Annotated in this window: 24 protein-coding genes and 1 tRNA gene; 12 read left to right on the top strand and 13 right to left on the bottom strand. The window is 65.9% G+C overall.

Going from position 1 to position 23,204, the window contains the following annotated elements:
• Window positions 1-60 precede the first annotated feature (60 nt).
• From VFZ97_00640 to VFZ97_00625, 4 genes are all read right to left on the bottom strand, one after another.
• The gene (locus VFZ97_00640; protein HEX6391917.1) at window positions 61-720 is read right to left on the bottom strand and encodes a response regulator transcription factor; all 660 of its coding nucleotides are present in this window, start codon (window positions 718-720) and stop codon (window positions 61-63) included.
• The gene (locus VFZ97_00635; protein ID HEX6391916.1) at window positions 717-1,826 is read right to left on the bottom strand and encodes an ATP-binding protein; all 1,110 of its coding nucleotides are present in this window, start codon (window positions 1,824-1,826) and stop codon (window positions 717-719) included. Before VFZ97_00635 ends, VFZ97_00640 begins: the two co-directional genes overlap by 4 nt.
• A gap of 14 nt (window positions 1,827-1,840) precedes the next feature.
• Window positions 1,841-2,473, bottom strand: coding sequence for a hypothetical protein (locus tag VFZ97_00630; protein HEX6391915.1), 633 nt, complete (start codon window positions 2,471-2,473; stop codon window positions 1,841-1,843).
• A gap of 150 nt (window positions 2,474-2,623) precedes the next feature.
• On the bottom strand, window positions 2,624-4,045 hold the full coding sequence (locus VFZ97_00625; GenBank protein HEX6391914.1) for a site-specific DNA-methyltransferase: 1,422 nt from the start codon (window positions 4,043-4,045) through the stop codon (window positions 2,624-2,626).
• A 146-nt stretch (window positions 4,046-4,191) separates the two neighbouring features.
• Here VFZ97_00625 and VFZ97_00620 point away from each other — a divergent pair, with 146 nt between their 5' ends.
• Window positions 4,192-5,805, top strand: a complete 1,614-nt coding sequence (locus tag VFZ97_00620) for a hypothetical protein (protein HEX6391913.1) — start codon at window positions 4,192-4,194, stop codon at window positions 5,803-5,805.
• Window positions 5,806-5,935: 130 nt separating this feature from the next.
• Window positions 5,936-6,169: a hypothetical protein gene (locus VFZ97_00615; GenBank protein HEX6391912.1), complete on the top strand. Its 234-nt coding sequence runs from the start codon at window positions 5,936-5,938 to the stop codon at window positions 6,167-6,169.
• On the opposite strand, the gene VFZ97_00610 is transcribed toward VFZ97_00615, so the two are convergent.
• The gene (locus tag VFZ97_00610) at window positions 6,146-7,126 is read right to left on the bottom strand and encodes a sigma-70 family RNA polymerase sigma factor (protein ID HEX6391911.1); all 981 of its coding nucleotides are present in this window, start codon (window positions 7,124-7,126) and stop codon (window positions 6,146-6,148) included. The two genes, VFZ97_00615 and VFZ97_00610, sit on opposite strands and share 24 nt — an antisense overlap.
• 154 nt (window positions 7,127-7,280) lie before the next feature.
• On the opposite strand from VFZ97_00610, the gene VFZ97_00605 reads away from it, so the two are divergent.
• Window positions 7,281-8,012 (top strand): maleylpyruvate isomerase N-terminal domain-containing protein, encoded by a 732-nt coding sequence (locus VFZ97_00605; GenBank protein ID HEX6391910.1) that lies wholly within the window; start codon window positions 7,281-7,283, stop codon window positions 8,010-8,012.
• 19 nt (window positions 8,013-8,031) lie between these two features.
• On the opposite strand, the gene VFZ97_00600 is transcribed toward VFZ97_00605, so the two are convergent.
• Window positions 8,032-8,109 (bottom strand) — tRNA-Pro (locus tag VFZ97_00600).
• Window positions 8,110-8,123: 14 nt separating this feature from the next.
• Entirely contained in the window at window positions 8,124-8,546 is a 423-nt protein-coding gene (locus VFZ97_00595) for a response regulator (GenBank protein ID HEX6391909.1), read from the bottom strand.
• Between the two features lie 75 nt (window positions 8,547-8,621).
• Here VFZ97_00595 and VFZ97_00590 point away from each other — a divergent pair, with 75 nt between their 5' ends.
• On the top strand, window positions 8,622-8,978 hold the full coding sequence (locus tag VFZ97_00590; protein ID HEX6391908.1) for an STAS domain-containing protein: 357 nt from the start codon (window positions 8,622-8,624) through the stop codon (window positions 8,976-8,978).
• Between the two features lie 35 nt (window positions 8,979-9,013).
• Here the strand turns inward: VFZ97_00590 and VFZ97_00585 are convergent, their stop codons facing one another.
• Both VFZ97_00585 and VFZ97_00580 read right to left on the bottom strand, forming a co-directional pair.
• Window positions 9,014-10,081 carry an ArsA family ATPase gene (locus VFZ97_00585; GenBank protein HEX6391907.1) on the bottom strand — a complete coding sequence of 356 codons (1,068 nt, stop codon included), beginning with the start codon at window positions 10,079-10,081 and terminating at the stop codon, window positions 9,014-9,016.
• On the bottom strand, window positions 10,078-11,049 hold the full coding sequence (locus VFZ97_00580; protein HEX6391906.1) for an ArsA-related P-loop ATPase: 972 nt from the start codon (window positions 11,047-11,049) through the stop codon (window positions 10,078-10,080). The genes VFZ97_00585 and VFZ97_00580 overlap by 4 nt, the downstream gene beginning before the upstream one ends.
• A 141-nt stretch (window positions 11,050-11,190) precedes the next feature.
• Here VFZ97_00580 and VFZ97_00575 point away from each other — a divergent pair, with 141 nt between their 5' ends.
• From VFZ97_00575 to VFZ97_00560, 4 genes are all read left to right on the top strand, one after another.
• A complete protein-coding gene (locus VFZ97_00575; protein ID HEX6391905.1) occupies window positions 11,191-11,445 on the top strand; it encodes a WhiB family transcriptional regulator in 255 nt (84 codons plus the stop codon).
• A 92-nt stretch (window positions 11,446-11,537) separates the two neighbouring features.
• Window positions 11,538-12,413 (top strand): alpha/beta fold hydrolase, encoded by an 876-nt coding sequence (locus VFZ97_00570; GenBank protein HEX6391904.1) that lies wholly within the window; start codon window positions 11,538-11,540, stop codon window positions 12,411-12,413.
• 30 nt (window positions 12,414-12,443) lie between these two features.
• Window positions 12,444-12,758 carry a Rieske (2Fe-2S) protein gene (locus VFZ97_00565; protein HEX6391903.1) on the top strand — a complete coding sequence of 105 codons (315 nt, stop codon included), beginning with the start codon at window positions 12,444-12,446 and terminating at the stop codon, window positions 12,756-12,758.
• Between the two features lie 37 nt (window positions 12,759-12,795).
• Entirely contained in the window at window positions 12,796-15,096 is a 2,301-nt protein-coding gene (locus tag VFZ97_00560; protein HEX6391902.1) for a transglycosylase domain-containing protein, read from the top strand.
• Between the two features lie 31 nt (window positions 15,097-15,127).
• On the opposite strand, the gene VFZ97_00555 is transcribed toward VFZ97_00560, so the two are convergent.
• Together VFZ97_00555 and VFZ97_00550 are read right to left on the bottom strand one after the other, a co-directional pair.
• Window positions 15,128-15,508 carry a hypothetical protein gene (locus VFZ97_00555; GenBank protein ID HEX6391901.1) on the bottom strand — a complete coding sequence of 127 codons (381 nt, stop codon included), beginning with the start codon at window positions 15,506-15,508 and terminating at the stop codon, window positions 15,128-15,130.
• Between the two features lie 50 nt (window positions 15,509-15,558).
• Complete coding sequence (locus tag VFZ97_00550) at window positions 15,559-16,704, bottom strand: serine protease (protein ID HEX6391900.1); 1,146 nt, start codon at window positions 16,702-16,704, stop codon at window positions 15,559-15,561.
• Between the two features lie 75 nt (window positions 16,705-16,779).
• Between VFZ97_00550 and VFZ97_00545 the strand changes: the two genes are divergently transcribed.
• Entirely contained in the window at window positions 16,780-17,721 is a 942-nt protein-coding gene (locus VFZ97_00545) for an MBL fold metallo-hydrolase (protein HEX6391899.1), read from the top strand.
• A 20-nt stretch (window positions 17,722-17,741) separates the two neighbouring features.
• Here the strand turns inward: VFZ97_00545 and VFZ97_00540 are convergent, their stop codons facing one another.
• Entirely contained in the window at window positions 17,742-19,106 is a 1,365-nt protein-coding gene (locus tag VFZ97_00540; GenBank protein ID HEX6391898.1) for a diguanylate cyclase, read from the bottom strand.
• A gap of 155 nt (window positions 19,107-19,261) precedes the next feature.
• On the opposite strand from VFZ97_00540, the gene VFZ97_00535 reads away from it, so the two are divergent.
• On the top strand, window positions 19,262-21,052 hold the full coding sequence (locus tag VFZ97_00535; protein HEX6391897.1) for an ATP-binding protein: 1,791 nt from the start codon (window positions 19,262-19,264) through the stop codon (window positions 21,050-21,052).
• A 50-nt stretch (window positions 21,053-21,102) separates the two neighbouring features.
• On the opposite strand, the gene VFZ97_00530 is transcribed toward VFZ97_00535, so the two are convergent.
• The gene (locus VFZ97_00530) at window positions 21,103-22,269 is read right to left on the bottom strand and encodes an Mrp/NBP35 family ATP-binding protein (GenBank protein ID HEX6391896.1); all 1,167 of its coding nucleotides are present in this window, start codon (window positions 22,267-22,269) and stop codon (window positions 21,103-21,105) included.
• A 179-nt stretch (window positions 22,270-22,448) separates the two neighbouring features.
• Here VFZ97_00530 and erpA point away from each other — a divergent pair, with 179 nt between their 5' ends.
• Window positions 22,449-22,805 (top strand): iron-sulfur cluster insertion protein ErpA, encoded by a 357-nt coding sequence (gene erpA, locus VFZ97_00525; protein ID HEX6391895.1) that lies wholly within the window; start codon window positions 22,449-22,451, stop codon window positions 22,803-22,805.
• A gap of 43 nt (window positions 22,806-22,848) precedes the next feature.
• Window positions 22,849-23,204: 2Fe-2S iron-sulfur cluster-binding protein (locus VFZ97_00520; GenBank protein ID HEX6391894.1), on the top strand; the 356-nt coding region annotated here is incomplete at its 3' end.

Below are 23,204 nucleotides of genomic sequence, written 5' to 3'. Positions count from 1 at the left end.
AGAAATGGTTCTCTGGCTCAACCGGCGGGGTCCCGGCGAGTGGGACGCCGATCGGCGCACCTACCTGATGCCGTGGTCGGCGGCCCAGCGGATCAGTTCGTCCCTGCGGGTGAGGTGAAGCTTGTGCAGGATGTTCCTGACGTGGTTCTCCACTGTCTTCTCGGCGATGAACAACTCCTTGCCAACCTGCCGGTACGTGTATCCCCGTCCGACCAGCCTGAGGACCTCACGCTCGCGATCGGACAGAGGATTCCCGCCGAGCACGTCCCGAGCGACCCGGCGGAATTCGCCCAGCAACAAGGTCGCAAGTTGTGGCGCAAAGGGCGGATCGCCGGCGGCCGCACGGAGCAGTTGCTGGTACAACTCCGGTCCGGGCGTCGACTTGGTCAAATAGCCGAACGCCCCGCAGGCAACAGCATCGAGCAGATCGCGCTCGTGTTCCGAGACGGTGAACACGACCACCTTCACCGTTTCTCCGTGGCGGGTGACCGACTCGCGGACCACCCTCAGGCCGCCTCCTCCGGGCATGTTGAGGTCGCAGACGACCAGGTCCGGTACCTCGGCATCGATCATCTCGAGCGCTTCGGACGCGTCTCCGGCTTCACCGACCACCTCGAAAGGCGGACCCAGGTCAGCTCTGATCCCTGAGCGGACGGTCGGATGATCGTCCGCGATCACGACTCGGATCGGTTGCGCAGCTGCAGGGTTTTCGCTCGTCACCGTTTGCTCGCCGGTTCTGTCACGGGCACCGTGATGGCGACCTCAGCGCCGTCTCCCGGCGAGGACGTGAACCGCACATCACCGCCAACACTTTCAACCCTGCCGCGGATGCTGCTTGACATGCCTACGCGTTCGGTCGCCTTCGTTGGATCGAAGCCGGAGCCGTCGTCCTTGATGCTCACAAACAACCCACCGCTCTGCTCGTCGAGATCGGCGAATACCACGACTCTTCGCGCCGCGCCGTGCTTCGCGGCATTGGTCAGCGCTTCGAGCACTGCGCCGCCGACCGCCTTCACGGTCTCGGGACCGGCTGAAGGAACATCTTCGCTCGTTGTAACGGTCACGTCGCAAGCGGGCCATGAGCGCTCGAATTTCGCAACCACCGACCTGAGTTCCGCCGCGACGGTGCCGGGTCGTTCGTGGTCGCCGAAGAGGTACGACCGGAGGTCACGTTCCTGCTCCCGGGCGAGCCTTGCGATCTCCGCAGACGGGGAGCGTCTTTCGATGAGGCTAAGCGTCTGGAGGACCCCGTCGTGCAGGTCCCTGGCGATCCTTTCGCGGGATTCCGCATCGGCTAGGTCGCGCTGCGCGGAACGCAGAATGGTGATCACGATGCCGACCGCAAGTCCGAAAGCTATCCAGGAAACACCGGTCGATATGACGGACAGCGCCTGACGTCCGCCTTGACCGGGTGCGGTTCCGCCTACAGCCGCCGCCAGGCCCCGAGCGGCGGTGAGCAGTCCTCCTACTCCGACACCCCACAGCAATCCGCCTGCGACCGTTGCGACCAGAATTGCAGGGATCGGCCAGCTGCCGGCGAGGGTTTGCCCGGTGATCCTGCCTTGCCTTACCCATCCATCTGCGATGACGACCCCAAGTGCAACCGCCACCTCGACGGCGACCGCTGGAAAACTCACTGCCCGTCTCCACTGGCCGCCCCTCAGGCTGGCGTGCGCCGCGAATGTGACCGCACCGGTCGCTGCCACCGCGGCTAACGCGACCGAAGGGTGGTCGACCCTGTGGAGATTGACCAGGGCGACGACGGCGAGCCACGCCCACGCCGCCCATCTCAACCACGCGGCGCCGATGAGCACGCCTCTTTCCACCCCACCACGATGCCTTATCGCGGGGCCCTGCGGCGGGTATCCGGCGGAACACTGGGGTCTTCAGTGTCGAACCGATGCAGGAAGCCGTACGCCCATATTCCTAGGGTGACACTTATCGACAGCGAGAATCCCACGTTCAACGCTCCGGCACCCAACACCCCATTCGACTGCGAGTGTGTCGACAGAAGCGCTGACGTGAGCGTGTGTACGTAGAACAGCAGCCGGATCGCGCCGACGATCACGCATGCCCACAACAGCGTCATTGCGAGGTTGCGGCGGGGACGGCTCCAGGCCGCAACCGGGTCCTCCCGGTCGACCTTCGCCGCCCACGCGTGTGACCAAACCGCGAAAGGAAGCAAGCAGATCAGTAACGACAGGCTTGCTGCCAACGCCGTGCGATGTACTGGGTGAACCAGCCCGTCGATGATCAGGTGGCCGGACGTTCCGGCGGCCAACGCAGAGAACCCGGTCGTGACGAGGAGGGTGGCGTATCCGAGCGGGTGTTCGTTGAAGCGGCTGCGATACGACCCGGCCACGCTCGCCGCGGCGATCGGAGCCCATCCCTCTCTACGCAGTTGGTCTTCGACCCCCGCAGGGTGGGTGAGATTAGCTTCGCAGTAGTCGAGCCAAGCCTCGATGGCCCCCATTGGTGTTGGTTGTACCGGGCCCGTCCAGTTTGGAGGGGTTGCAGTCTGATTCACCGTTTCGCTCCTTATGCGACCCGTCGGCTTGGCGGGATCTAGTAGGAGTGAAAAGGAAGCGAAGGAACCCCGAAAGTCCCCAGATGGAAATGGGGGCTACACCCCAGGGCGGTCGAGATCGCCGTCACGCCAGAAGCCGGTGAGCGGTAGTTCGCAATCGCCGGCTGAATACCGCTTCAATCGGGCGAGCCCATCGCTGGACAGCACGTCGATGACGTCGAAGAACAGGCCCGGGCCGGCAGCTCTCAGCGGCTCGCCGCCCGGCCCTTGCGGGATCGAGGTGGTCAGCACCGCGATCCTTGCCTCCGGTCCCAGGCTGCCTCGAAACGCAGCCACCCGGCCGAGTGTCCGCCAGACCGATTCCGCGCGGGAGAGCCCGCCCCGGCGGCTGGTGTTCGGGCCGGCGATCTCGAAGTACCAGGCGACACCCAGCCGGTCGGTGGCGACGAGGCCGATCGTGACCCCCGTGCCCGGGATCCGCTTGTTGCGTTGCCGAACTTCGAAACCGGCGTCGACGATGGCCGACTCGGACAAAGCGGCGGCGGTCTCTGGGTTGGGTTGACTCAACGGGACCGGTTTCGCGCTGGCTTCCTTGACCCGCCGCTCGGCTATCTCCACGTACGCCGGGTCGAGGTCGTAGCCGGCATAGCGCCTTCCAAGCCGTGAGGCCGCAACGAGCGTCGAGCCGCTTCCCATGAACGGGTCGAGCACGAGGTCGCCGGCGTAGGTGTACAACCGGATCAGCTGCTCCGGCAGTTCGACTGGGAACGGCGCCGGATGCCCCACCCGTTTGGCGCTCTCGGGCGGGATCGACCAGACGTCGAGCGTGAGGGTCATGAAGTCGTCGGCGGTCATGGTGTTTTCAGAGGGAAGCCCACTGGCGGATCGGCGTTTTGCCGGAATTGCGCGATCGAACCGGCCCTTGGAGGCGACTATGACTCGCTCGGTGACGTCCCGCAGCACCGGATTGGCCGCGCTCGAGAACGATCCCCAAGCGCACGAGCCATTGGCCCCCTCGCCCTTCTGCCAGATGATCTCTCCTCGCATGAGGAGGCCAAGATCATCCTGGAGAATGCCGATCACGTCGGCCGACAGGCTCCGGTACGGCTTGCGTCCGAGGTTGGCGACGTTGACGGCGATCCGACCGCCGGGCTCGAGTTTCTTGACGCATTCCGAGAACACTTCGCGCAGCAGTTGCAAGTACTCCAGGTACGAACCGGGAACTCCGTCGCGATCGAGTTCCTCCTCGTACTCCTTTCCCGCGAAGTACGGAGGTGACGTAACCACCAACGCGACGGATCCGTCATCGATCGCGTCCATCGAACGCGCGTCGCCGCAGACGAAAGGCTCGACGACGGGCGTGGGTGCGAGCACTGTCTCCTCGGCGCTCAACTGCGGCGGGCGGAAACGCTGGTAGAAGCCGCTGGCGTCGTGGCTTTCGCGGCGGCCGACGCCAAAGTTCGACGTGGATGTGCGCCGGCGGTGGACCATTCGAGCTCGGAGCAATCCTAGTTCCACCAGCAATGGTCATTCGGAGATGTCACGATCTGTCTGAATCCGAAATGAGTCCAGATAGCCCTTGTGCTCTTCGTGGTGCGCGCTAGTGTCTCGCCCGACCGGATGCCAGTGGGGCGCCTGTCGAGGAGAGGGAGAAAGGGGCAGCAGTGAACTCACTCATGGGCCCACGTCGTGCCGCCGCGGGATTTTGGCGACGCTCGGCCGCGGTTGCTGTGGTGGCGGCCTTGTGCTTTGGCGGAACTCTGGTAACCGGAGTCGGAACGGCATCCGCTATCACCGCTAACTCGGTGTCGTTGTCGCAATCCAACGCGAGGCCCTTCGTTGGGTCGAACGACGTCTTCACCGCGACGGTGACTAGCAACGGCACGCCCGTCGCTGGAGACCACGTCAAGTTCAGCCCGAGTGGCGGACTGCTTCCCAACGAGGCTTACGTCGGCATCGCCAACTACGGGGGTGCAGGTGGCGGTTACTGGCTCGCCGGCATCGACGGGACGGTCCTACCGGAGGGTCACGCTCCTGACTTTGGCCCACCGCGTGGAACGCTGACTATCGCTATCGCCCCCACGGTTGACGGACTTGGATACTGGCTTCTCCATCTTGATGGGACGATCACTCCCGAGGGTGATGCGGTCTCCAGCGGCGATGCTTCGGCGGCGAACTCCTTCGCCGTCGCTATAGCTGGTGGGCCAGACGCCCATTCCTACTGGATCCTTCTTTCTGACGGAACGATCAAGCAGTTCGGAACCGCGGCGTCGGTCGGTCCGTTTAACGCTTCAACTGCTCCGGTGATCGGCATGGCCACCAATCCGACCCACACTGCGGTCACGGTGTGCGCAGCGGATGGGAGCTGCCAGCACTTCGGGGCGGGAGCTCCCGCTGGAGATTTCACGAGCGCAGTCGGAAACAATTCGCTGGTCGCAGTGGCAGCGACTACGGCAGGAGATGGGATGTGGGGCCTGCTGTCCGACAACACCACGATCGTCGCCACCCCCGGCTCAGCGACCGGGGGCACGAACGTGTCCGATCACAACACCCCTATGGTGGGTCTCGCGCCGGGATCGAATAGCTCCAGCTATCTCGTTGTCGGGCTCGACGGACAGGTCGTGTCCGTCGGCGCCGGCGCGGCCAATGTCGGTGACGCGTTCACGCAGGTCACCAACGCGCAAGGCGTCGCAACTCTGACGGTCACCTCGTTCGGCGCCAATACCACGGTGATGCATGCAACGGATATCCCGTCGACAGTGGTTTCGAACTTCCTCAACACCACGTGGATCATCCCGCCGGGGTACTGGATGGCGGGTTCGGACGGGGGCGTGTTCAACTTCGGCGTTGCCCGCTTCTTCGGGTCGCATGGTGGTTCGCCGTTGAACAGGCCGATTGTTGGTATGGCTGCCACGCCTGATGGTGGTGGTTACTGGCTGGTGGCGTCTGATGGTGGGATCTTCAATTACGGGGACGCCGCCTATCTCGGGTCGCATGGTGGTTCGCCGTTGAACAAGCCGATTGTTGGTATGGCTGCCACGCCTGATGGTGGTGGTTACTGGCTGGTGGCGTCTGATGGTGGGATCTTCAACTACGGGGACGCCGTTTACGGAGGATCTCTCGGTGCTCGGCACTTGAACGCCCCGATCGTCGGCGCTGCGTCGTTCCCATTCCCGCTGATCGATCTATCGGCGGCGTCGACGGAGACACACCGCCCGCTTACCAAGGCGACCGTCGACAGCGTCCTGCTCCGGAAGGGCATCCACTGGGCCGGATAGCGCTCGGCTAAATCACCGTGGACTGGTGAGGGGACGATCCGCAAGGGTCGTCCTCTCGCTTTTCAACGGGCTACTCGGCGTGACCGGCGTGCCCAGATGATTTCGCGGTGTTACCGCCGTCCTACCCCTGATGGCAGATTGTCGCCAGTGGTGCCGCGTCACGCTCGTAGACAACGAGGGTGAAGTCCTGGCCGGCTGGGCCCTGGCAGGCGAATCGAATCCGAATCTCGAGGCGGTGGACCTGATCGCTCGATGGTCCGTGATCGCGCGGCGCGCCGGGGCGAGCCTGAGGATCGGGAATGCCAACCCGGAGCTGCGCGAACTGATCGAGCTCGCCGGGCTACCCGTCGAGGTGGAGCGGTAGGCCGAAGGAGGGAAACAGGCGCTTGGGGTCCAGGAAGGACAGGAAGAAGCTCATTTCTGCGATCTTCCCGTTTGAGATCTCGAGAATCTGGATGGCCCAAGGTGTGTACCCGCCCTCGGGATCGCGCCTGTACTGCGCGAAGGCCGGGCACCCGTTGGCGGACGTCCGGATCAGGCGGGAGCCGCGGCAGCCGCTGGGCCCGGGCTGCACCATCCAGGTGCCTATGTTCTCGGCCCCCTGGATCCACAGAGCCCAAGGCGGCATCGACTGGATCGCGTCCTCGTGGAGGAGCTTTACCAGCGACTCGATGTCGTAGTTTTCGAACGCCTCGACGTAGCGCTGCATCAACTCTTCGTCGTCCTGGTCGAGCGGTGCGGAGTTGTCACTCGCGGGCAGGGTCTCGAGCGTGGCCCGGGCTCGTTGCAGCGCGCTGTTGACCGCGGCGGTGGAAGTGTCGAGAAGCTCGGCCACCTCCGACGCCTCCCACCGGAGAACCTCACGGAATATCAGAACCGCACGCTGCCGTGCGGGAAGGTGCTGCAGAGCCGTGATGAACGCGAGACGGATCGATTCCCTGTGCAGGGCTACTTCCGCCGGGTCGCCGCTATCGGGGGCGACCCGCCCGTCGGGGATGGGGGTGACCCACGTGGCCTCGGAAAGCATGTCGCCGAGGAGCGAGTCGTCGGGTGGTGATGAGGGGCCCATCTCCATCGGGCGCGCGCGTCGTTGCACCTGGCGGCTCATGTCGATGCACACGTTGGTCGCGATCCGGTAGAGCCACGAACGGACGCTCGAGCGGCCTTCGAACCTGTCGCCGTGCCGCCAGGCGCGCAGCATCGTCTCCTGAACGGCATCCTCGGCCTCGAACCCGGAGCCGAGCATGCGGTAGCAGTAACCAGTCAGTTCGCGCCGGAACGGCTCCAAGTCCGCCGGCGCCTCGAGAGCGCCTTGAGCCACGTCGCGGGATGCTACCCGCCGGCGCTCCAGCAAGTCCGGTTGCATCACCCCTAAGACGGACCATGGACCGAGAATTCATCGCGGGCACCGAGGGAGTTTTCTCGGCGGATATGTCATGTCCCGTTAGGCGTGAGGTGCGGCTATACCTGGGCCTATGGATGCTCTCAGCCACATCCGTCGGGAGGGCGAGCTCTTCTACGCCACGGCCGACGGCGCCGACCCGTCGCGCGGCGTCCCGTGCTGCCCGGACTGGACGATCGCCGAACTGGTGTGGCACCTCGGCGAGGTGCAATGGTTCTGGGCAAGCGACATCGAACTCCGTTCGCAGAGCCCTCAGGAGGTCGAGGCTCAAAAGCCGATTAGACCTGCGAAGTACCCGGATGTGGTCGCTTGGGGGCGATCACAGCTCGATCACCTCATTCAGTCTCTCGAATCGACCCCCGACGATGTTCAGATCTGGACCTGGGCTCAGGACGAGTCGGCACACAACGTTGGGTTTGTTCGCCGTCACCAGGTGCAGGAGGCCTCGGTGCACCGCTGGGACATCCAGTCGGCGGCTTCCGACCGTGAGCCGGCCCCGATCGATCCCGAAGCGGCTTCCGATGCCATCGACGAGTTCCTGACTTTTTCCCTTCCTTGGGGTGTGAACGAGTCCAAGCCGCTTTCCGGCACGGTGCACCTGCATTGCACCGACATCGAAGGGGAGTGGTTCATCGAGCGGCATGGCACCGTCGACCGAGCTCATGCGAAAGGCGATGTCGCGGTGAGGGGGACGGCGTCGGACCTTCTGCTCGGGCTCTACAACCGCATTCCGATCGACTCACTCGACGTCATCGGCAACTCCTCCCTCGCTCGGCACCTGGTGGAGCGGGTCGACACCGAGTAGCGGTCGGAAGCTGTTGACCTGGTCGGGAAGGCGGGATTTGAACCCGCGGCCTCAGCGTCCCGAACGCTGCGCGCTAACCAAGCTGCGCTACTTCCCGGAAGAGAACGGAGTTTACTTGACGGGCACCGCCACGGGATCTGGCGCGAAGCTCGCATCGTGCCAGGTACCGCCGGCAAGAAGGGCTGATACCGCCCGGCGCATCCGGATCGGGTCGAGCGGCTTGAGGATCCATCCCTCTGCGCCGCTCCGACGTGCAAGGAAGACGTCCGCACGCCGGTCGAGTACGAGGAGGACGGGGCAACGGTCAAGGCGCCCGGCGTCTGCCTCTAGACGCACGTCAAGGGCGACCGCCACGCCTCCCATCGTGCCGATCTGCATGTCCACGATCGCCAGGTCCGCCGGGCGGGCGTTGAGTTCGTCCCTAACCTCGAGTCCCGAACGGATCCAGCGAACGGTCGTACCCGGGCCTCCGATCACGGAATTGATCTGATCGAAAACGCTCAGCGAGTCGGTTGCTACTACAATCTCGGACACCGGCTGAGGGTAGCGCCCGTTCGGACGTGGGTACCATCCTGTGGATGCCGCTCCAGGGCGGGACCAGGAGGACTCTTGCTAACCATTTACCAAGACGAAACTCCGGAGGGGTTTACCGTCTGCCGTCCCGTGGGGGAACTCGACGCTTTCACGGTTAGCCAGTTCCGCCAATCTCTCGCCGAGATGGCCACCGGGCGCAGGCTTGTGATCGATATGTCCGGTATTCCCTTCGTTGACTCGGCCGGTTTGGGCGCGCTCATCGGAGCGATACGGCGGACCAGGGAGCTCGGAGGTGACGTCGCTGTTGCGTGCAACCGGCCGACCCTCGTGAGGCTGCTCCGCACGACCGGTTTCGACCGCATCGTGACCGTCGCCGAGACGGTCGAGGAAGCCGCCGCTGCCTTAGCGAAGGACATGGCCGTCGAGGAGTGACGGCGAGGACATGGCCGTCGAGGAGTGACGGTTCGCTAGCGGTGCTCTCCGAGCATCCACGCACCGACCTCTGACAGCCCGTCGAGGTCGTGCACATCCTCGGACAGGAACGGAACCCGGACGACCGGGACGCCCGGAAGCCGTTCGGAGAGTTCGGAAACGTATCGCTCCTCGCTGCTGGCGACCCCGTACAGCTGCGCCATGTTCGTGGCGAGGTCGCCGTCGAGACCGGCTGGGACTGGACCGAACGCCGGAAACATCCGGTTCACGATCAGCGCCCCGACCCTTCCGGATGACACACTCAGCCGGTCGGCGAAGAAGACGGCTTCGGCGACCGCGTCACGACGCGGAGAGGAGACAACGACGAACGACGTTCCTTCGTCGCTCAGCAGCTCTTCGACCTTTCCCGCCCGGTCACGAAAGCCCTGCTCCATGCCTTCGAAGGCTTCGAAGAAAGCCACCGCGTCCTTGACGATCGCGCCGCCGACGACCCTCGACACGGTTCGCAGGAACAGCTGAGTAGCAACACCAACTGCTTTCAGCCCCGCCCTCGTCGGCATCATCAACAGCCGAAAGATCCTGTTGTTCAGAAAACGCAACAGCCGCGCTGGTGCGTCGAGGAAGTCCAGTGCGTGCCTCGTCGGGGGCGTGTCCACCACGACGAGGTCGAATCGGTCCGACTGGTTGAGCTCATAGAGCTTCTCCATGGCCATGTATTCCTGAGTCCCGCCGAGCGCTCCCGAGATGTTGCGGTAGAGCTTGTTGTCAAGGATGGCCTGGGCCTGCTCGGGCGAGCCGGCGTTGCGGAGCACAACCTCATCGAAGGTCGTCTTCGTATCCAACATCAGAGCCCACAACCCGCCACCCGACTCGCCGTCTCCTGCCGGTACGCCGCCAACCGGGCGAGCCTCGTTGGTGAGCTCCTCGAGGCCGAGAGCATCGGCGAGCCGTTTCGCCGGGTCGATCGTGACAACGCACGCCCGTCTCCCCAACCTGGCGGCTTCGAGTGCCACAGAGGCCGCCACGGTCGTCTTCCCAACTCCGCCGGGTCCCGCGCAGATGAGCACCCTCCGCTTCATGATCAGCTCCTCGAGAGTTGTCATGAGCTCTCCTGCAGCGAGGCGAACTGTGGCTCGAAGGAGTCCGCCAGGATCCTGACGTCTTCCGGGCCCAGTTCTGTAGAGAACAAGAAGGGGAGACGAATCTGGGGAAGCGGCAGCATCTGCGCCAAGCGGGCGACCTGCTCCTCCTGGAGCCGCTGGCGATCGCTGCGGAACTCGGCAGCCTTGGCGACCCGCTCGACGTCCGCTGGGTCGATGCTGTCCTGGCCCATCGGCTGCCGCAGATCAAGGTGGGACCACAGCCCATTGACGACGATCGGGGCGAGCTGGACGCCTGCACGGTCCTCGAGATGGAACGCGGTGTCAACCGCCTCGTTGACCGGGGTCTCCTCCGGGATCGTCACGAGCATCACCTGACAGCGTTGCGGATCGCCCAGCAGGCCGATCACCTCGGTCGCCTGAGCGCGGATCGGACCCACTGCAGCGGCATCGAGCAGCCCGTAAGCGCTGGCAAGGAAGGTGACCGCGTGGCCTGCCGCGGGGGCGTCGACGACGATGAAGTCGGGGGCGCCCGGTGACCCGCTGGCGCTGAGCGCCTCGAGCTGCTTGACCTTTCCGAGTACCAGGATGTCTTTTATGCCCGGCACAGCCGTCGCCACGACGTCGAGCGCCCCGGACGAGGTCAGCCGGCGGGAGACCCTGCGCATGCCGTGACTTTCCAAGTACTCAACCAGGGCGTCGTCCGGCGTGAGTGTCCTGGCCCGGAGCTCAGCCGATCCTGCTCCGATCTCTCCGAGTCCGAGCAGGACCGTCTCCTGGTAGCCGAGCGGGTCCTCCCTGCCGAATAGCACCGGCAGGCCGCTTTTCCCCTCCACCTCGACAACGAGCGTGGTGAGTCCGGCCCGAGCGGCGACATAGGCCAGCGCCGCGCTCACCGTCGTTTTGCCGACGCCTCCCTTGCCGGCGACAATGGTCACCCTCGCGGGCGGGCGGAACCCGGTGGAACCCAACTCTCACTTCCCAGCGCCGAGCCGCAAGGCGGTCAGGTTACGCGAAACCGCTGGTCGCGTGCCGAGACGCCGGTCACATTGCCCCTTGTCCAGCGTTACCGCCCGGAGTACGTTTCTCGCCAGGACCAAGGGGGGAACCGAGTGAGCGTCCAGCACCTTGAAGATCTTTGGCAGGCCAAGGCGGCATGCCGCGGGCCGCACACCGCCCTGTTCTTCCCCCCCTCCCATTTCGAGCGCAAGGACGACAAGGAGGCCCGGGAGAGCAAGGCCAAGGCAATCTGCGCGACCTGCCCGGTCAAGCGACCGTGTTTGGAGTACGCGCTGCGTATCAGGGAACCTCACGGAATCTGGGGAGGTCTCAACGAACTGGAGCGGCGATCGCTCCTGCCGCGCTGAGACCAGGAGCCCAAGGATCCTCTTCGCTTCGCCATTAACGTTGCCGACACCATCCCTGTGATCCCCCGTAACACAGCTATAACCTTCCCGTAATGTCCGGCCCGCATCCAACTGACCACCTGGCGTGGCATTCGATCGCCGTAAATGGACGGCGGGTTAACTACGGGGTCGCGGGTGAGGAGAGCGATGGGCTCCCGGTCCTTTTTCTTCACGGGTGGGGGCTTGGAAGCCACTCGTACAAGCGGGCGCTGAAGCGTCTCGTGCAGCAGGGCTGCCGGGTGTACGCGCCGGCGCTGCCGGGGTTCGGCGGGACGGCGAAGCTGCGCGGCCGGTGCGACCTAGGCGGCTACGCCGGCTGGGCGGAGGGTTTCCTCGACGCGATGGGAGTCGATGAGCCGGTCCTCGCCGTCGGCCACAGCTTCGGGGGGGCGGTTGCGACAAAGCTGGCCCATGACTTCCCAGCACGCGTCGGGTACCTGGTGTTGATCGATTCGGTCGGCGGCGCGACGTGGAGGACGGCCGGAGGCAAGGAGCGTTCGATGGCCGAGCGCCCCCTCTGGGACTGGGCGGTGAATTTTCCGAGGGACATCCTGTTCAGCAGGTCTGCGGTGGCGACAGTCTCGGCGGTCCTCGAAGACGCCGTGCCGAACTTCGTGGGCAACCCGATAGGGGTGTGGCAGGTTGCCGAGGTGGCTCGCAGCGCGAACGTCACCCAAGAACTTCAGGAACTCGCCGAACGGCACCTTCCGGTCCTGGTTCTTTGGGGCGAGGGAGACGTGATCATCCCACGCGCCAGCTTCGACGCGATGTGCGATGCGGCGGGCTGCGCCGGCGAGATCGTGCCCGGCCGGCATTCGTGGTTGCTGGCCAACCCAGACGCGTTCGGCAAGGTGATGGCCAAGTCGATTGACGCCGCCTCGGCGGCGAGGGCGGCTTCCCGCTACGGCGGGCAGGCCCGTGCCGGCTGACATCCGGCTCAAGTTCAGACTCGTTTTCCCGTGAGCCGGGTCGTGGTGTGCCGGCGGGCGGATATACCTGCCGGCCGGGGGTGGCCCGTGCGCGTCGGGGACCGGAACCTGGCCGTCTTCGACCTCGGCGACAGGGTCGTCGCCGTGGACAACGAATGCCGGCACGTCGGCAACCCTCTCGACGACGGCCACGTATCGGGTGGGTGCGTCACCTGCCCCTGGCACGGTTGGCGATATGACCTGCGAACAGGGGAGCTGTTGACCGTGTTCGGGAGGCGGCCGGGGCTTCGCACGTACCCCGCCCGGGACGAGGCCGGCGATGTCGTAGTCGAGGTAGGTGACTAAGGGAGAGCCGTCGCGCTGTGCGAAGCTTGGGTGAGTAATGGCTCTGTTCTGGCGGATCGTCAAGCGGATCTTCAGCTCGATGTTTCTAGCCACGGTGACGGTGGTCGGGGCTCCCGCCGCGTTCGGGATCACCGTGCTCGCCGGCCTGATCTTCCTGCCGCTTCCTGCGACGATCCCGATACCGAAGAGCCGGCCGACGATCATGCCGACGATCATCTACGACCGCTTCGGGAACCAAATCGCCACCCTCAAGCAGTTCGACACGAACATCCCGGTGACCGAGTCGGAGATCCCGCAGGTTATGAAGGAAGCGGTGATCGCAGACGAGGACCGCAACTACTACCACCACGGCGGCGTGGATCTGCGTGGCTTAATCCGAGCGCTGTGGGCGGATCTTCGTAACCGCTCCCCGGTTCAGGGTGGGTCGACCATCACGCAGCAGTACGTCAAGCTCGCCTACACCAATCAGCAGCGGACCGTCGTCCGCAAAGTCCGCGAGGCGATCCTTGCCAGCCAGCTGGCGCGTCAAGCGAGCAAGGACGAGATCCTCTACCGCTACCTCACGCTCGTCTATTTCGGCGACGGCAACTACGGAATCGGGGCCGCGGCACAGAACTACTTCCACATACCGGTCAGCCAGCTGAACGTGTCCCAGGCGGCCGCGCTCGCGGGACTGATACCGGCGCCCAGTGCCCGGGCGCCACGCGAGAACCTGGCGTCGGCCGAGTACTACCGAGAGCTTGTTCTGAAGAAGATGTTCCAGCAGGGCTATCTCAATACGACGCAGTACCAGTCGGCCCTGGCGCAGAAGTTGGTGATCGCATCCGCCGGTCAGGCGCCCGCCGGCATGACCGTGCTGTATCCGTATCAGGCCGGCATCAGCATCTTTCCCGACTTCGTGGACTACGTGACCAGGTGGCTCCTTCAGCGTTTTCCTGCTCAGGAGGTGTACGCCGGGGGGCTCAGGGTGCAGACCACCCTTGACCCGACGGTCCAGAACGCTGCCCTTGCCGCGGTCCACCAGACCCTCGCAGGAACCAAGGACCCGCTTGAGATGGCGCTGGCTGCCGTCGAGCCGTCAACCGGGTTTGTCACCGCGATCGTCGGCGGCCGCGACTTTGGGGGTCAGGGGCCGTACGCCCAGGACAACCTCGCAATCGGCGGTTGCGACGGCCCGCCGCCGAAGACCGCCAACGTCGCGGTGGCAGCTACCTGCTGGTCCGGGAAGTCGATCTCTGGAGGGACCCCCGGCAGGCAGCCCGGTTCGTCGTGGAAACCGTTCGTACTGGCCACCGCCTTCCAGCAGGGCATACCTCCGACCGCGGGTTACTCCGCACCCGGCGTCTACCAGATACCCGGCTGCAGGGTTCTGCCCGGGCAGCAGGCGTCAACGTGCCAGGTGCACAACGACGAACCCGGAAGCGTGATAGGTGCCGAGACGCTGGCCGAGGCGACCGCGGCCTCGACCAACACGGTTTACGCGCAAGTAGCTCCACAAGTCGGATGCCCCAACGTCGCCACCACCGCGAAAAAGCTCGGGATCGACTCGGCTTACTACTCGACACCGCCTTTCTACTACTGCCCGACCTACGCACTTGGTGAGGTCGACGTCTCGCCCCTCGAGATGGCTTCCGCGTACGGCGTGTTCGCCGACCACGGGCAAAGGGCCGAGCCCACACCGGTACTGGAGATCGTCGATGCGCAGGGCAAGGTCTTGCTGAACAGCATCAACCCTCTGCCGTCGACGACGGCGGCCCTGCCCGCGAACGTGGCCGACAACGTCACCAACGTTTTGCAGGGCGTCATCACCGGCGGCACGGGCACTGCCGCGCAGCTCGGGCGTCCGGCTGCGGGCAAGACGGGTACCACCAGCAGCTACACGAACGCCTGGTTCGTGGGGTTCACCCCGACGCTTTCGGCGGCGGTGTGGATGGGCAACGCGGACAGCCAGGCGAAGCCGATGGGTCAGGTGAAAGGCGTTTACCCGGTGTACGGCGGCACGTGGCCCGCCATCACCTGGCGGAACTTCATGGGGGCGGCGCTCGCCAAAGTGCCGCCGACTCCGTTTACCCAGCCCGCGCCCATTACTCCGCCGGTGGCGGCGCCTGAGCTTCAGCAGCACGCTCCGCCGACGACCGCGGTGATCGAGCCGGGCGCGCCCGGGTCCGTCGAACCCACCCCCCCGGGCGGTCCGTACCGGGTGCCTGCCCCCACACCGGTGGCGCCGCCGCCGGCGACGACGACCACCACGGTTCCCGGGGAGTCGACGACCACCGTTCCATCCGGGGCCGGGCCGCCGAATACGCCGTTTGGCGGGCCGGTCGGCGGCAACGGCTAACCGTTGTTGGACCTCGTCTCAGACGTGTCAGTTAGAGCTTGCGGCTTCGCCGGCCTGAGCTGACGGCCGCGGCCCGCACCAGGATCCGAGTCGTCGCAACGCCGTCACCGGTGCTGGTGACCTCGGTACGTAGATCAGCCGGAGGCAGCGTGTCGATGTCGACCCCCCGCGATGCCAGCCACGCAGTGGCGAGGAACCGTGCGTGCTCGGCCACCTCGGGAGTGCCGCCCTCAGCTGTTTCGACGACGATCCAGTCAGAGGGCGCTGGGCGTCCGAGCCGGCTCGGGTGCATCTCCGAACCGTCGAGCAACGGGATGCCGCCGCGGCGCCGTTCGGTGAAAACTCCCCAGAGCATCAGAGACGCCACCACCAGCCAACAGACGGCGAATCCGACTATCTCGGCTACACCCATCATCTCCTCCCCGAATCAGGGTACCTCGCCTTGGGCCTGGAGCCAACTGGCTAATGACCGCCGACGAGGCTCCCGCCGGGGCAGGACAGCACCTTGTTGCAGGCGGCCCCGACGTACGGCACGAACCACGCCCCGTCGGTCGTGAAACCGAGAGGGGAGTAAGACCGCGACGAGACCGCTACGAGCTGACCGTTCTGGGTCACCAGCGGTCCGCCTTGGAAGTCGGATCCGATTGCGACGTCGACCTGCAACCCATCGGCGGATACGTCGTCGATCGTGCCCTGGATCACTTTGGCGCCGGCGGATGCTAGCCCCGATACGGCGAACAGGTGGTCACCCGGCACCGGGCCGGGGTCGGTCGGCGCGGGGACCAATTTGGGGAGGCCGCCACGGGGGAGGACCAGTAGCGCGAGGTCGTACTGCTGATCCCATGCCCGGACGGCAACCGGAACGTCGCCGCCCCTGCCCTGCTTCACGTAGACCGGCGGACCCGGAGAGTGCGTTGCCGCCTGGACCGTGGTGTAGGACGTGATCAGCAGCGACTGCGACGAGTTGGACGAGATAACGAACGCCGACCCCACCGACGCCTGCCCGTTCGCGTCGAGTGTGTGGACGAAGAAAAGAGACGGCGCGACCTGTTTCACGAGCGCCGCGAGCACCGAGGGGCTGGCCTGCTGCTCCTGAACGGTCTTGAGCTGAGCGGCGATGTTCGCCTTGGCCGCAGCCACCGCGGCGTTCAGGTTTGCTTCGGCGTTTGCGAATTGGTTCTTGTACCCGTTGATGAGCCCGTTGACCCGTTGGTCGGTCTGGTTCAGCTTGTACTGGTAGTAGGAGTACAGGACGACGCCGCTGAAACCGGCGCCGATGGCGAAGGCAAGTATCAGCGACGCCACACCGAGAAGGCTTCGCGGAAGGATCCGTCGCCGGAAGGAGCTGACGTGTCCCGCCCCGGCGGCATCGCCGGCGCCCGCGGCGCCGGCTGCTGCGGCCAACCGTGCCCGCGCCGAGGTTCCGACGGCCCAAGGAGGGCGTTTTTTCTCGCCGGCGTCCCTCGCCGGTCCCTCTCCATCGCCTTTGGCCGCCGCGCGGCTCGCCTCACCGGCGTGCGAACCGCGACCCTGTGCCCCGCGGCTCGGGCCGCTGGTACCCGCCGAGGCGCGACCGCCTTCGGGGGAACTATCCGCGGGCCTCGCCATCATAGAAACGGTACTCGCCGGCATTCCCCGGCAGGTGTAGGCCCAAAAAGGCTTAGGTCACTAGCGTCGCCAATCGTGGCTTCGAGCGAGCAGTCAACCAGCGGTCCGGCATGGCCGGAGCACCTGTCGCCCGGACGGACCGTGGAGGTCGCGCCCGGAGTCAACCGGATCATCGCTCCCAACCCCGGCCTGATGACCGGCCCGGGAACGAACACATACCTGCTCGGCGCTGAGCGGGTCGCGTTGATCGATCCGGGGCCCGACGACAACGACCACCTGCATGCCCTGCTAGAAGCGGGCGGCGATCGCATCCGCTGGATACTCGTCACCCACACCCACATCGACCACTCTCCCCTCGCGAGCAAACTGAAAGAGGAGACCGGAGCTGAAGTCGTGGCCTTCGGGCCGGCACCCGTTCTGAGGGCCGGCGAGACACACGGCCTGGACGCCCACGATTTGGCTTTCGTCCCCGACAGGAGGATGCGCGACGGCAACAGCCTCGACACCGGCGAGCTGCGCGTTGACGCCGTCTACACCCCGGGTCACGCCTCCAACCATCTCTGCTTCGCGCTGGCAGGAACCGGGTTGCTTTTCACGGGTGATCACGTGATGTCCGGATCGACGGTGGTGATCGCCCCTCCCGACGGTGACATGTCCGACTACCTGGAGTCCCTCGAGAAGGTGCGCCGACTGGCGCCCCGGCGCATCGCCCCTGGGCACGGCGACACCATCGAGGACGCCGGCGCGGTTCTCGACCAGTACCTGCGACATCGGCTCGTACGCGAGGCGCAGGTGCTCGCCGGCCTTGGCGACGGTGCGGGCGAAGCGATGGGAGTTTCGGTTAGCGAACTCGTGGAGCGCATCTACGTCGATGTCCCCGCGGCGTTGCATCCTGTCGCCCGGTATTCGGTGTGGGCCCACCTTCGCAAGCTTTTATCCGATGGCCGGGCGCGCTCCGACGAACCGTCGGATATCGATTCCATCTGGTATCCGGCTGGCCACCCGGAATTGATGTAGCCGGAACTGAACGGTCCGGATCAGTTGACCCGCCGGAGCATCGTCGCGTCGGGCGATGGGGCTCCGAAGTGAGGGCCGCTTGCCCAGCGACAACCGAGGGCCTTGAGGAGGGTCACCTCGGTCTCGGTCGTGACTCCCCGAACGGCGACGTCGATGTCGAGAAGGCGGCCGAAGGCGAGCACGGCGTTGACCAGCTTGATCCTTGTCGAGTCCGACCCGAGGCCCTCGAGAAAAGCGGGACCGATGACGAGCGTGTCGATCGGGAACTCCCGCAGCAGAGCGATGCTGCCGGTCATCTCGCCGAACCCGCCGATCATGATTCGCACGCCCCCCTCTTTCAGCCTGGCTACCGTCCGACGGGTGATCGGTCCTGCCAGGGTCAGGCTCTCCTCGGCCAACTCGACGGCCAGCCAACCAGGAGCCAGCCCTCGGCCATCGAGAATTCCGAGGACCTGATCGACCGAGCGGGGTTCCTCGAGCTGTCTCGCCGTCATCGGCCACACCAGGTTCACTGCCGGCCAGCCGTCCTCGCCTCGCGGCCAGGTGCTGGCCTCCGTGCAGGCCGCGTCGAGAACGCCCGCGCCCAGGGAAACGATCAGCCCTGACTCCTCAGCCAACCGCAGCAGGGCTTCAGGGTGTTCGTGGGCGTCTTCTTCGTCGAAGCCGATGTCATCGACGCCGCTGTCCTCAGCGTCCTTCCCGGCAAGGTTGAGCAACGACACCCGCATCGCGGCCACCGACCCGGTGGTGAGGTCGATGATCGGTTCGTAGGCGACCCGAAGCCCGCCCCGGTCGAGGGTTGCGGCCAGAACCGTTTCGGGGCGGACTTGACGGCTTCCGCGCAGGCGGTCGCCGGCCTGGAACATCTCGACCCGGTCCCGGCCGGATTCCTTCGCCCGGTACAAAGCAGTGTCTGCCTGCTCGAGGAGTGCCCGGCCAAAAGATCCGGGGCCGACCGCCACGCCGATGCTTACGGTGACCGATAGACGGCGGCCATCAATTCGCACCGGCTCGCCGACCCCCGAGCGGATTCGTTCGGCGATAATGGCTGCCGCCTGCGCATCGGCGAGGCCGCTCGCCACGACCACGAACTCGTCGCCGCCAAACCTAGACACCACGTCACCCGGTCGTACGGCGGCACGCAATCGATCAGCCACAGCCAGCAAGACCGCGTCACCCCCACCGTGACCCACTCTGTCGTTCACCCGCTTGAAGTAATCGACATCTATGTAGAGGACCGCGATCTCGGCGTCACCGCCGGAGAGCTCAGCCTCCCGCAGGCGCGCGACCGCTTCGTCCCGTCCGGGGAGAGATGTGAGGCTGTCACCCCCGGGCAGAGGGACTATGTGTCTGGCTGGGCCTCCGGTTGCGTCGGCTCCGTCCATTTCCCCTTTAGTTTGTCCCGATGTCACCAGGTGGTGTATCGACAAGTTTCGCGAGGTTATCGAGACCTATCCCGAATCGGCACAACAGGAAAGGCGAAACCACGAGGGCGGCGAAAATAAAAAGCAAAAGGGGGATATCCGGCCCGTGATCTCCGATGTCTGACCAACGCCAACCGAACGTCCTCGCACTAGACGCCGCGGCCGAGATGCTGCACCTCCCTCCGGTGGCTGTGGAGGCGCTAGTGGGCAGCGGCTATCTCGTGCCCACCGGAGTCGGAGACGCCGGTCCCGAATTTCCTCTTTCTGACCTCAAAGCGTTCCTAGCCCGGAATGCCGACAACGGCGCCGGCATCGAAATCCTCACCCACGCTCTAGGAAACCGGCCGCCGACGCGGGCCCAAGGCAGGGACGGGGATCGCACCGACGCGATCCCGGTGGAGTTGGACCCTCAAGAGCTGCTCGATGCCCTCGACGGGCGGACCGGGGAGATGGCCCGCCGGGCCTATCAGATATTCGCCACGGTGTTCCCCGAAGCGGACCGGTGGACGCTTCGCGAGCAGACCGCTTTCATCGAGCAGGCGAAGGGGCGCTTCGAGGCCTTGCTCGCCGTAACCAGCCAGGGCTCGGAGGTCGATGCCGCACTGTTCGAGGACCTTCGCTCGGTCGGGGCGGAGGCTGCCAGGTCCGGGTCGCCGCTCCCGCAGCTGCTGGTCATCCTTCGGATATCCCGTGATCTCGTCGTCCAGACCGCCATCGAGCTTTCGGAATCAGAGGGACGGCACGCCGGGCTCGCCCTATCGCTCGTCCTCACGAGGATCCTGCCGGCGATGGACCGGCTTACCGACGCTCTCGCGCAGGGATACTGGGAGGCGACCCTCGGCAGGGAGGAGGAGGCGCTCTCCCGTTACCGCCACGTTGTCGAGCGTGCTTCTGACGGCGTCTACGAGGCGGACCTCGACGGCCGGATCGGCTACGCCAATGCGGCGTTCGCCGTAATTGTCGGACGGCGGCTGAGCGGCCTTGTCGGCGCCAGGCTCACCGACGTTCTCCGCCCAGCCGAGCCACGGGAGAATCTGGGCGAACTTTTGTCCGTCGGCCCGCACGATCCGGTCATGACCACAACGATCCTCCGGGCAGATGGTGTACGCAGGCTCGTATCCATACAGCCGAGCGCCCGCTACGAACACGGCGAGCTCGCCGGCTACCAGGGCATCGTTCGCGACGAGACCGTCGAGGCAGAGTTCGAAGCAGACCGCGCAGAGTTCGCCGCGTTGCTCCGCAACGATTTGAGGGGTCCGCTTGCCACGATCGTCGGTCTCGGTGCCACCCTCGAGTCCCATGGCACGGAGCTGAGCGCCGTTCACGTCGCGAGCGTCGGTCGGTCGATAAGGACTCAGGTCGAGCGGGTTTCACGGCTCGCAGACGATCTGTCGGACATAAGCCAACTGCAGGCCAGCCGGCTGCGCCTGTATCCACGCCCGGTCGAAGTCCGCCCGATCGTCGACACGGCACTTGCGACCGTCAGCCTGCCGGAATCCGTGGACTTCGACACGCCGGCGAGAACCCGTTCGGTGACCATCGACGTCCCCGCCGGACTGACGGCTCTCGTAGATCCTCGACGCCTCGAGCAAATCATCGCCAACCTGGTCGAAAACGCGCTGCTCCACGGCACACCACCCGTCTCGATCCGTTCTGCCGTCACCGGCGACGAAGTCCGGGTGATCGTCGCCGACAAGGGCCCCGGCGTTCCCGACGACTTCGTGTCCGGGCTGTTCTCGGGACGGCCTACCACCACCCGCTTGCAGCAGGAGCGAAGCCGGCAGGGCGGCATGGGGCTCTCGCTGGTGCGCGGACTCGCCGAGGCGATGGGCGGACGGGTCTGGTACGAGCACGACCACGAGACCCGCTTCGTGCTCGCCGTGCCCGCCCAGGTTCGAGGTACGTAAAGCGCACCGGGATCCCCAACCCACGCCCGGCCGTGAGAAGCGGGCCCCGGCTAGGCAGGGGGGTGCTCGGCCGCCACTGCCGCTTCGACCCTGTCGAGCATCTGGGCGGTGCAGTCCTTCATCTCGATGACAGGTGCCACCTCGGTGACCGCGTCGACAAGCTCTGAAAAAGACCTCGCACCTTCGCCTTCCCCCAGAGCAGCCGGCTCGCCCCGGTCGCCTCCTACCGAAACGGACGGCTCCAGCGGGATCCGGGCCAGCAGCGGGACGCCGATCTCATGCGCCAAACGTTCGCCCCCGCCCGACCCGAACAGCTCGTAGCGCTCACCGTGACCGCAGGTGAAGCCGCTCATGTTCTCGATCACGCCGGCGACCCGCAGATATCCCTTTCGGGCCATGTCCGCGGCTCGGACCGCGACCTTCTGAGCGGCCAGCGCCGGCGTGGTGACGATCAGCATCTCGGCGCGGGGCAGCATCCGGGCAAGGCCCATCTGGATGTCACCGGTGCCTGGTGGCATGTCGACGAGCAGGTAATCGAGGTCGCCCCATGTGACGTCCTCGAGAAAGTGCTGTAACCCGCGGTTCAGCATCAGGCCGCGCCACATGATCGCCTCGTCCTCCGGCGACAGAAAACCCATCGAAACGACCTTGATCAGGCCCTCGCCGACCTTCTTGATCATCGGCTCGATCCGGGGTCGATCACTCTCATCGCCCTTCACCGCCTGGAGGCGCCCTTCAACGCCCAGCATCCTCGGCACCGAAAAGCCCGCGATGTCGGCGTCGAGCAAACCGACCGTGAAGCCGCGCGACGCGAGCCCTGCGGCGAGGTTGACCGTCACGGACGACTTCCCAACGCCGCCCTTGCCCGACGACACGGCGAGCACCCGAGTGCGGCGCGGTATCTCTGTGGCGGGAGGGTTCTCCTGGGCGCGCTGGCGAGCGCGAGCCATCAGCTTCTTCTTGTCCGCTGCCGTCATCTCGGTGGTGACCACCTTCACCTTGGTCACCCCGGGGAGGCTGCTGACCCGCTGATCGACGTCCCTCTGGATCTGGGCGCGCAGGGGGCAGCCTGCCGTCGTCAGTGCGACCTGCACCGTAACGGTCCCGTCCGCACCGATCTCCGCCCCTTGGTACATGCCGAGATCGACCAGGTCGTCTCCCAGCTCCGGGTCGATCACTGCACGCATCGCGGCACGTACCGCCTGCTCATCGAGCACGACGCCCAGTCTAAAGGCGGTATCTCCGCTACCCGGGATGGAGTCCGGCGGCTCGCGTGGCCCGAAGTGTCCGGAAGTGTGGCGCTGGGCCTCATGGAACCCGAGATGCGGGGTAGCATGTTCACGATGGCGCGCGGACGCGGGCCGTGCGACGACGTTTCCGTTTTCCAGGAGGACCGGTGAGCACCACGCAGACCGAAGCAACCCCCACCGAGGTGATCATCCTCACCGACACTGCGACCTCGAAGGTCGCCGAGCTGCTCGAGCAAGAGGGCAATCCTGAGCTGGCGCTTCGGGTTGCCGTTCGCCCCGGCGGTTGCTCTGGATTCAGCTACGAGATGTTCTTCGACAGTGACATCGCCGGCGACGATGTGACGGCGACGTTCGGCGCGGTGCGGGTGGTCGTTGACCCGGCCAGCGCCAGCCTCCTGCAAGGGGCCACCCTTGACTTCAAGGACGGTCTGCAGGGCGCCGGCTTCAGCATCAACAACCCCAACGCCAGCCGCACCTGCGGCTGCGGCAACTCTTTCAGCTAGACAACTGGCGGTCGAGTTCTCCCTCGACGGCCACCCGGTGCGGGTGGACCGCGAGGGGGCATCTCTTCTGGACGCGCTGCGCGAGGAGTTGCGCGTCCCGTCGGTGAAGGACGGGTGCAGCCCGCAGGGCCAGTGCGGATGCTGCACGGTTCTGGTGGACGGCCGACCGCGGGTCGCTTGCGTCACCGCGGTGCGCCGCGTCGCCGGCCGCCAGGTGGTCACGGCTGAGGGTCTGGACTCTGAGGTACGCCACCGGCTGGTCACCGCGTTCACCCGGCACGGGGCTTCGCAATGCGGCTTCTGCACCCCCGGCATCCTGTGCCGGTTGGCCGGGCTCGACCCCGCCACCTCCAGCCCGGGCGAGGTGGAGACCGCCCTCCTGGCCCACCTGTGCCGCTG

It is taken from the genome of Acidimicrobiales bacterium (assembly GCA_036378675.1).
GTDB lineage: Bacteria > Actinomycetota > Acidimicrobiia > Acidimicrobiales > Palsa-688 > DASUWA01.
This window is presented reverse-complemented; position numbering and strand designations above follow the sequence as displayed.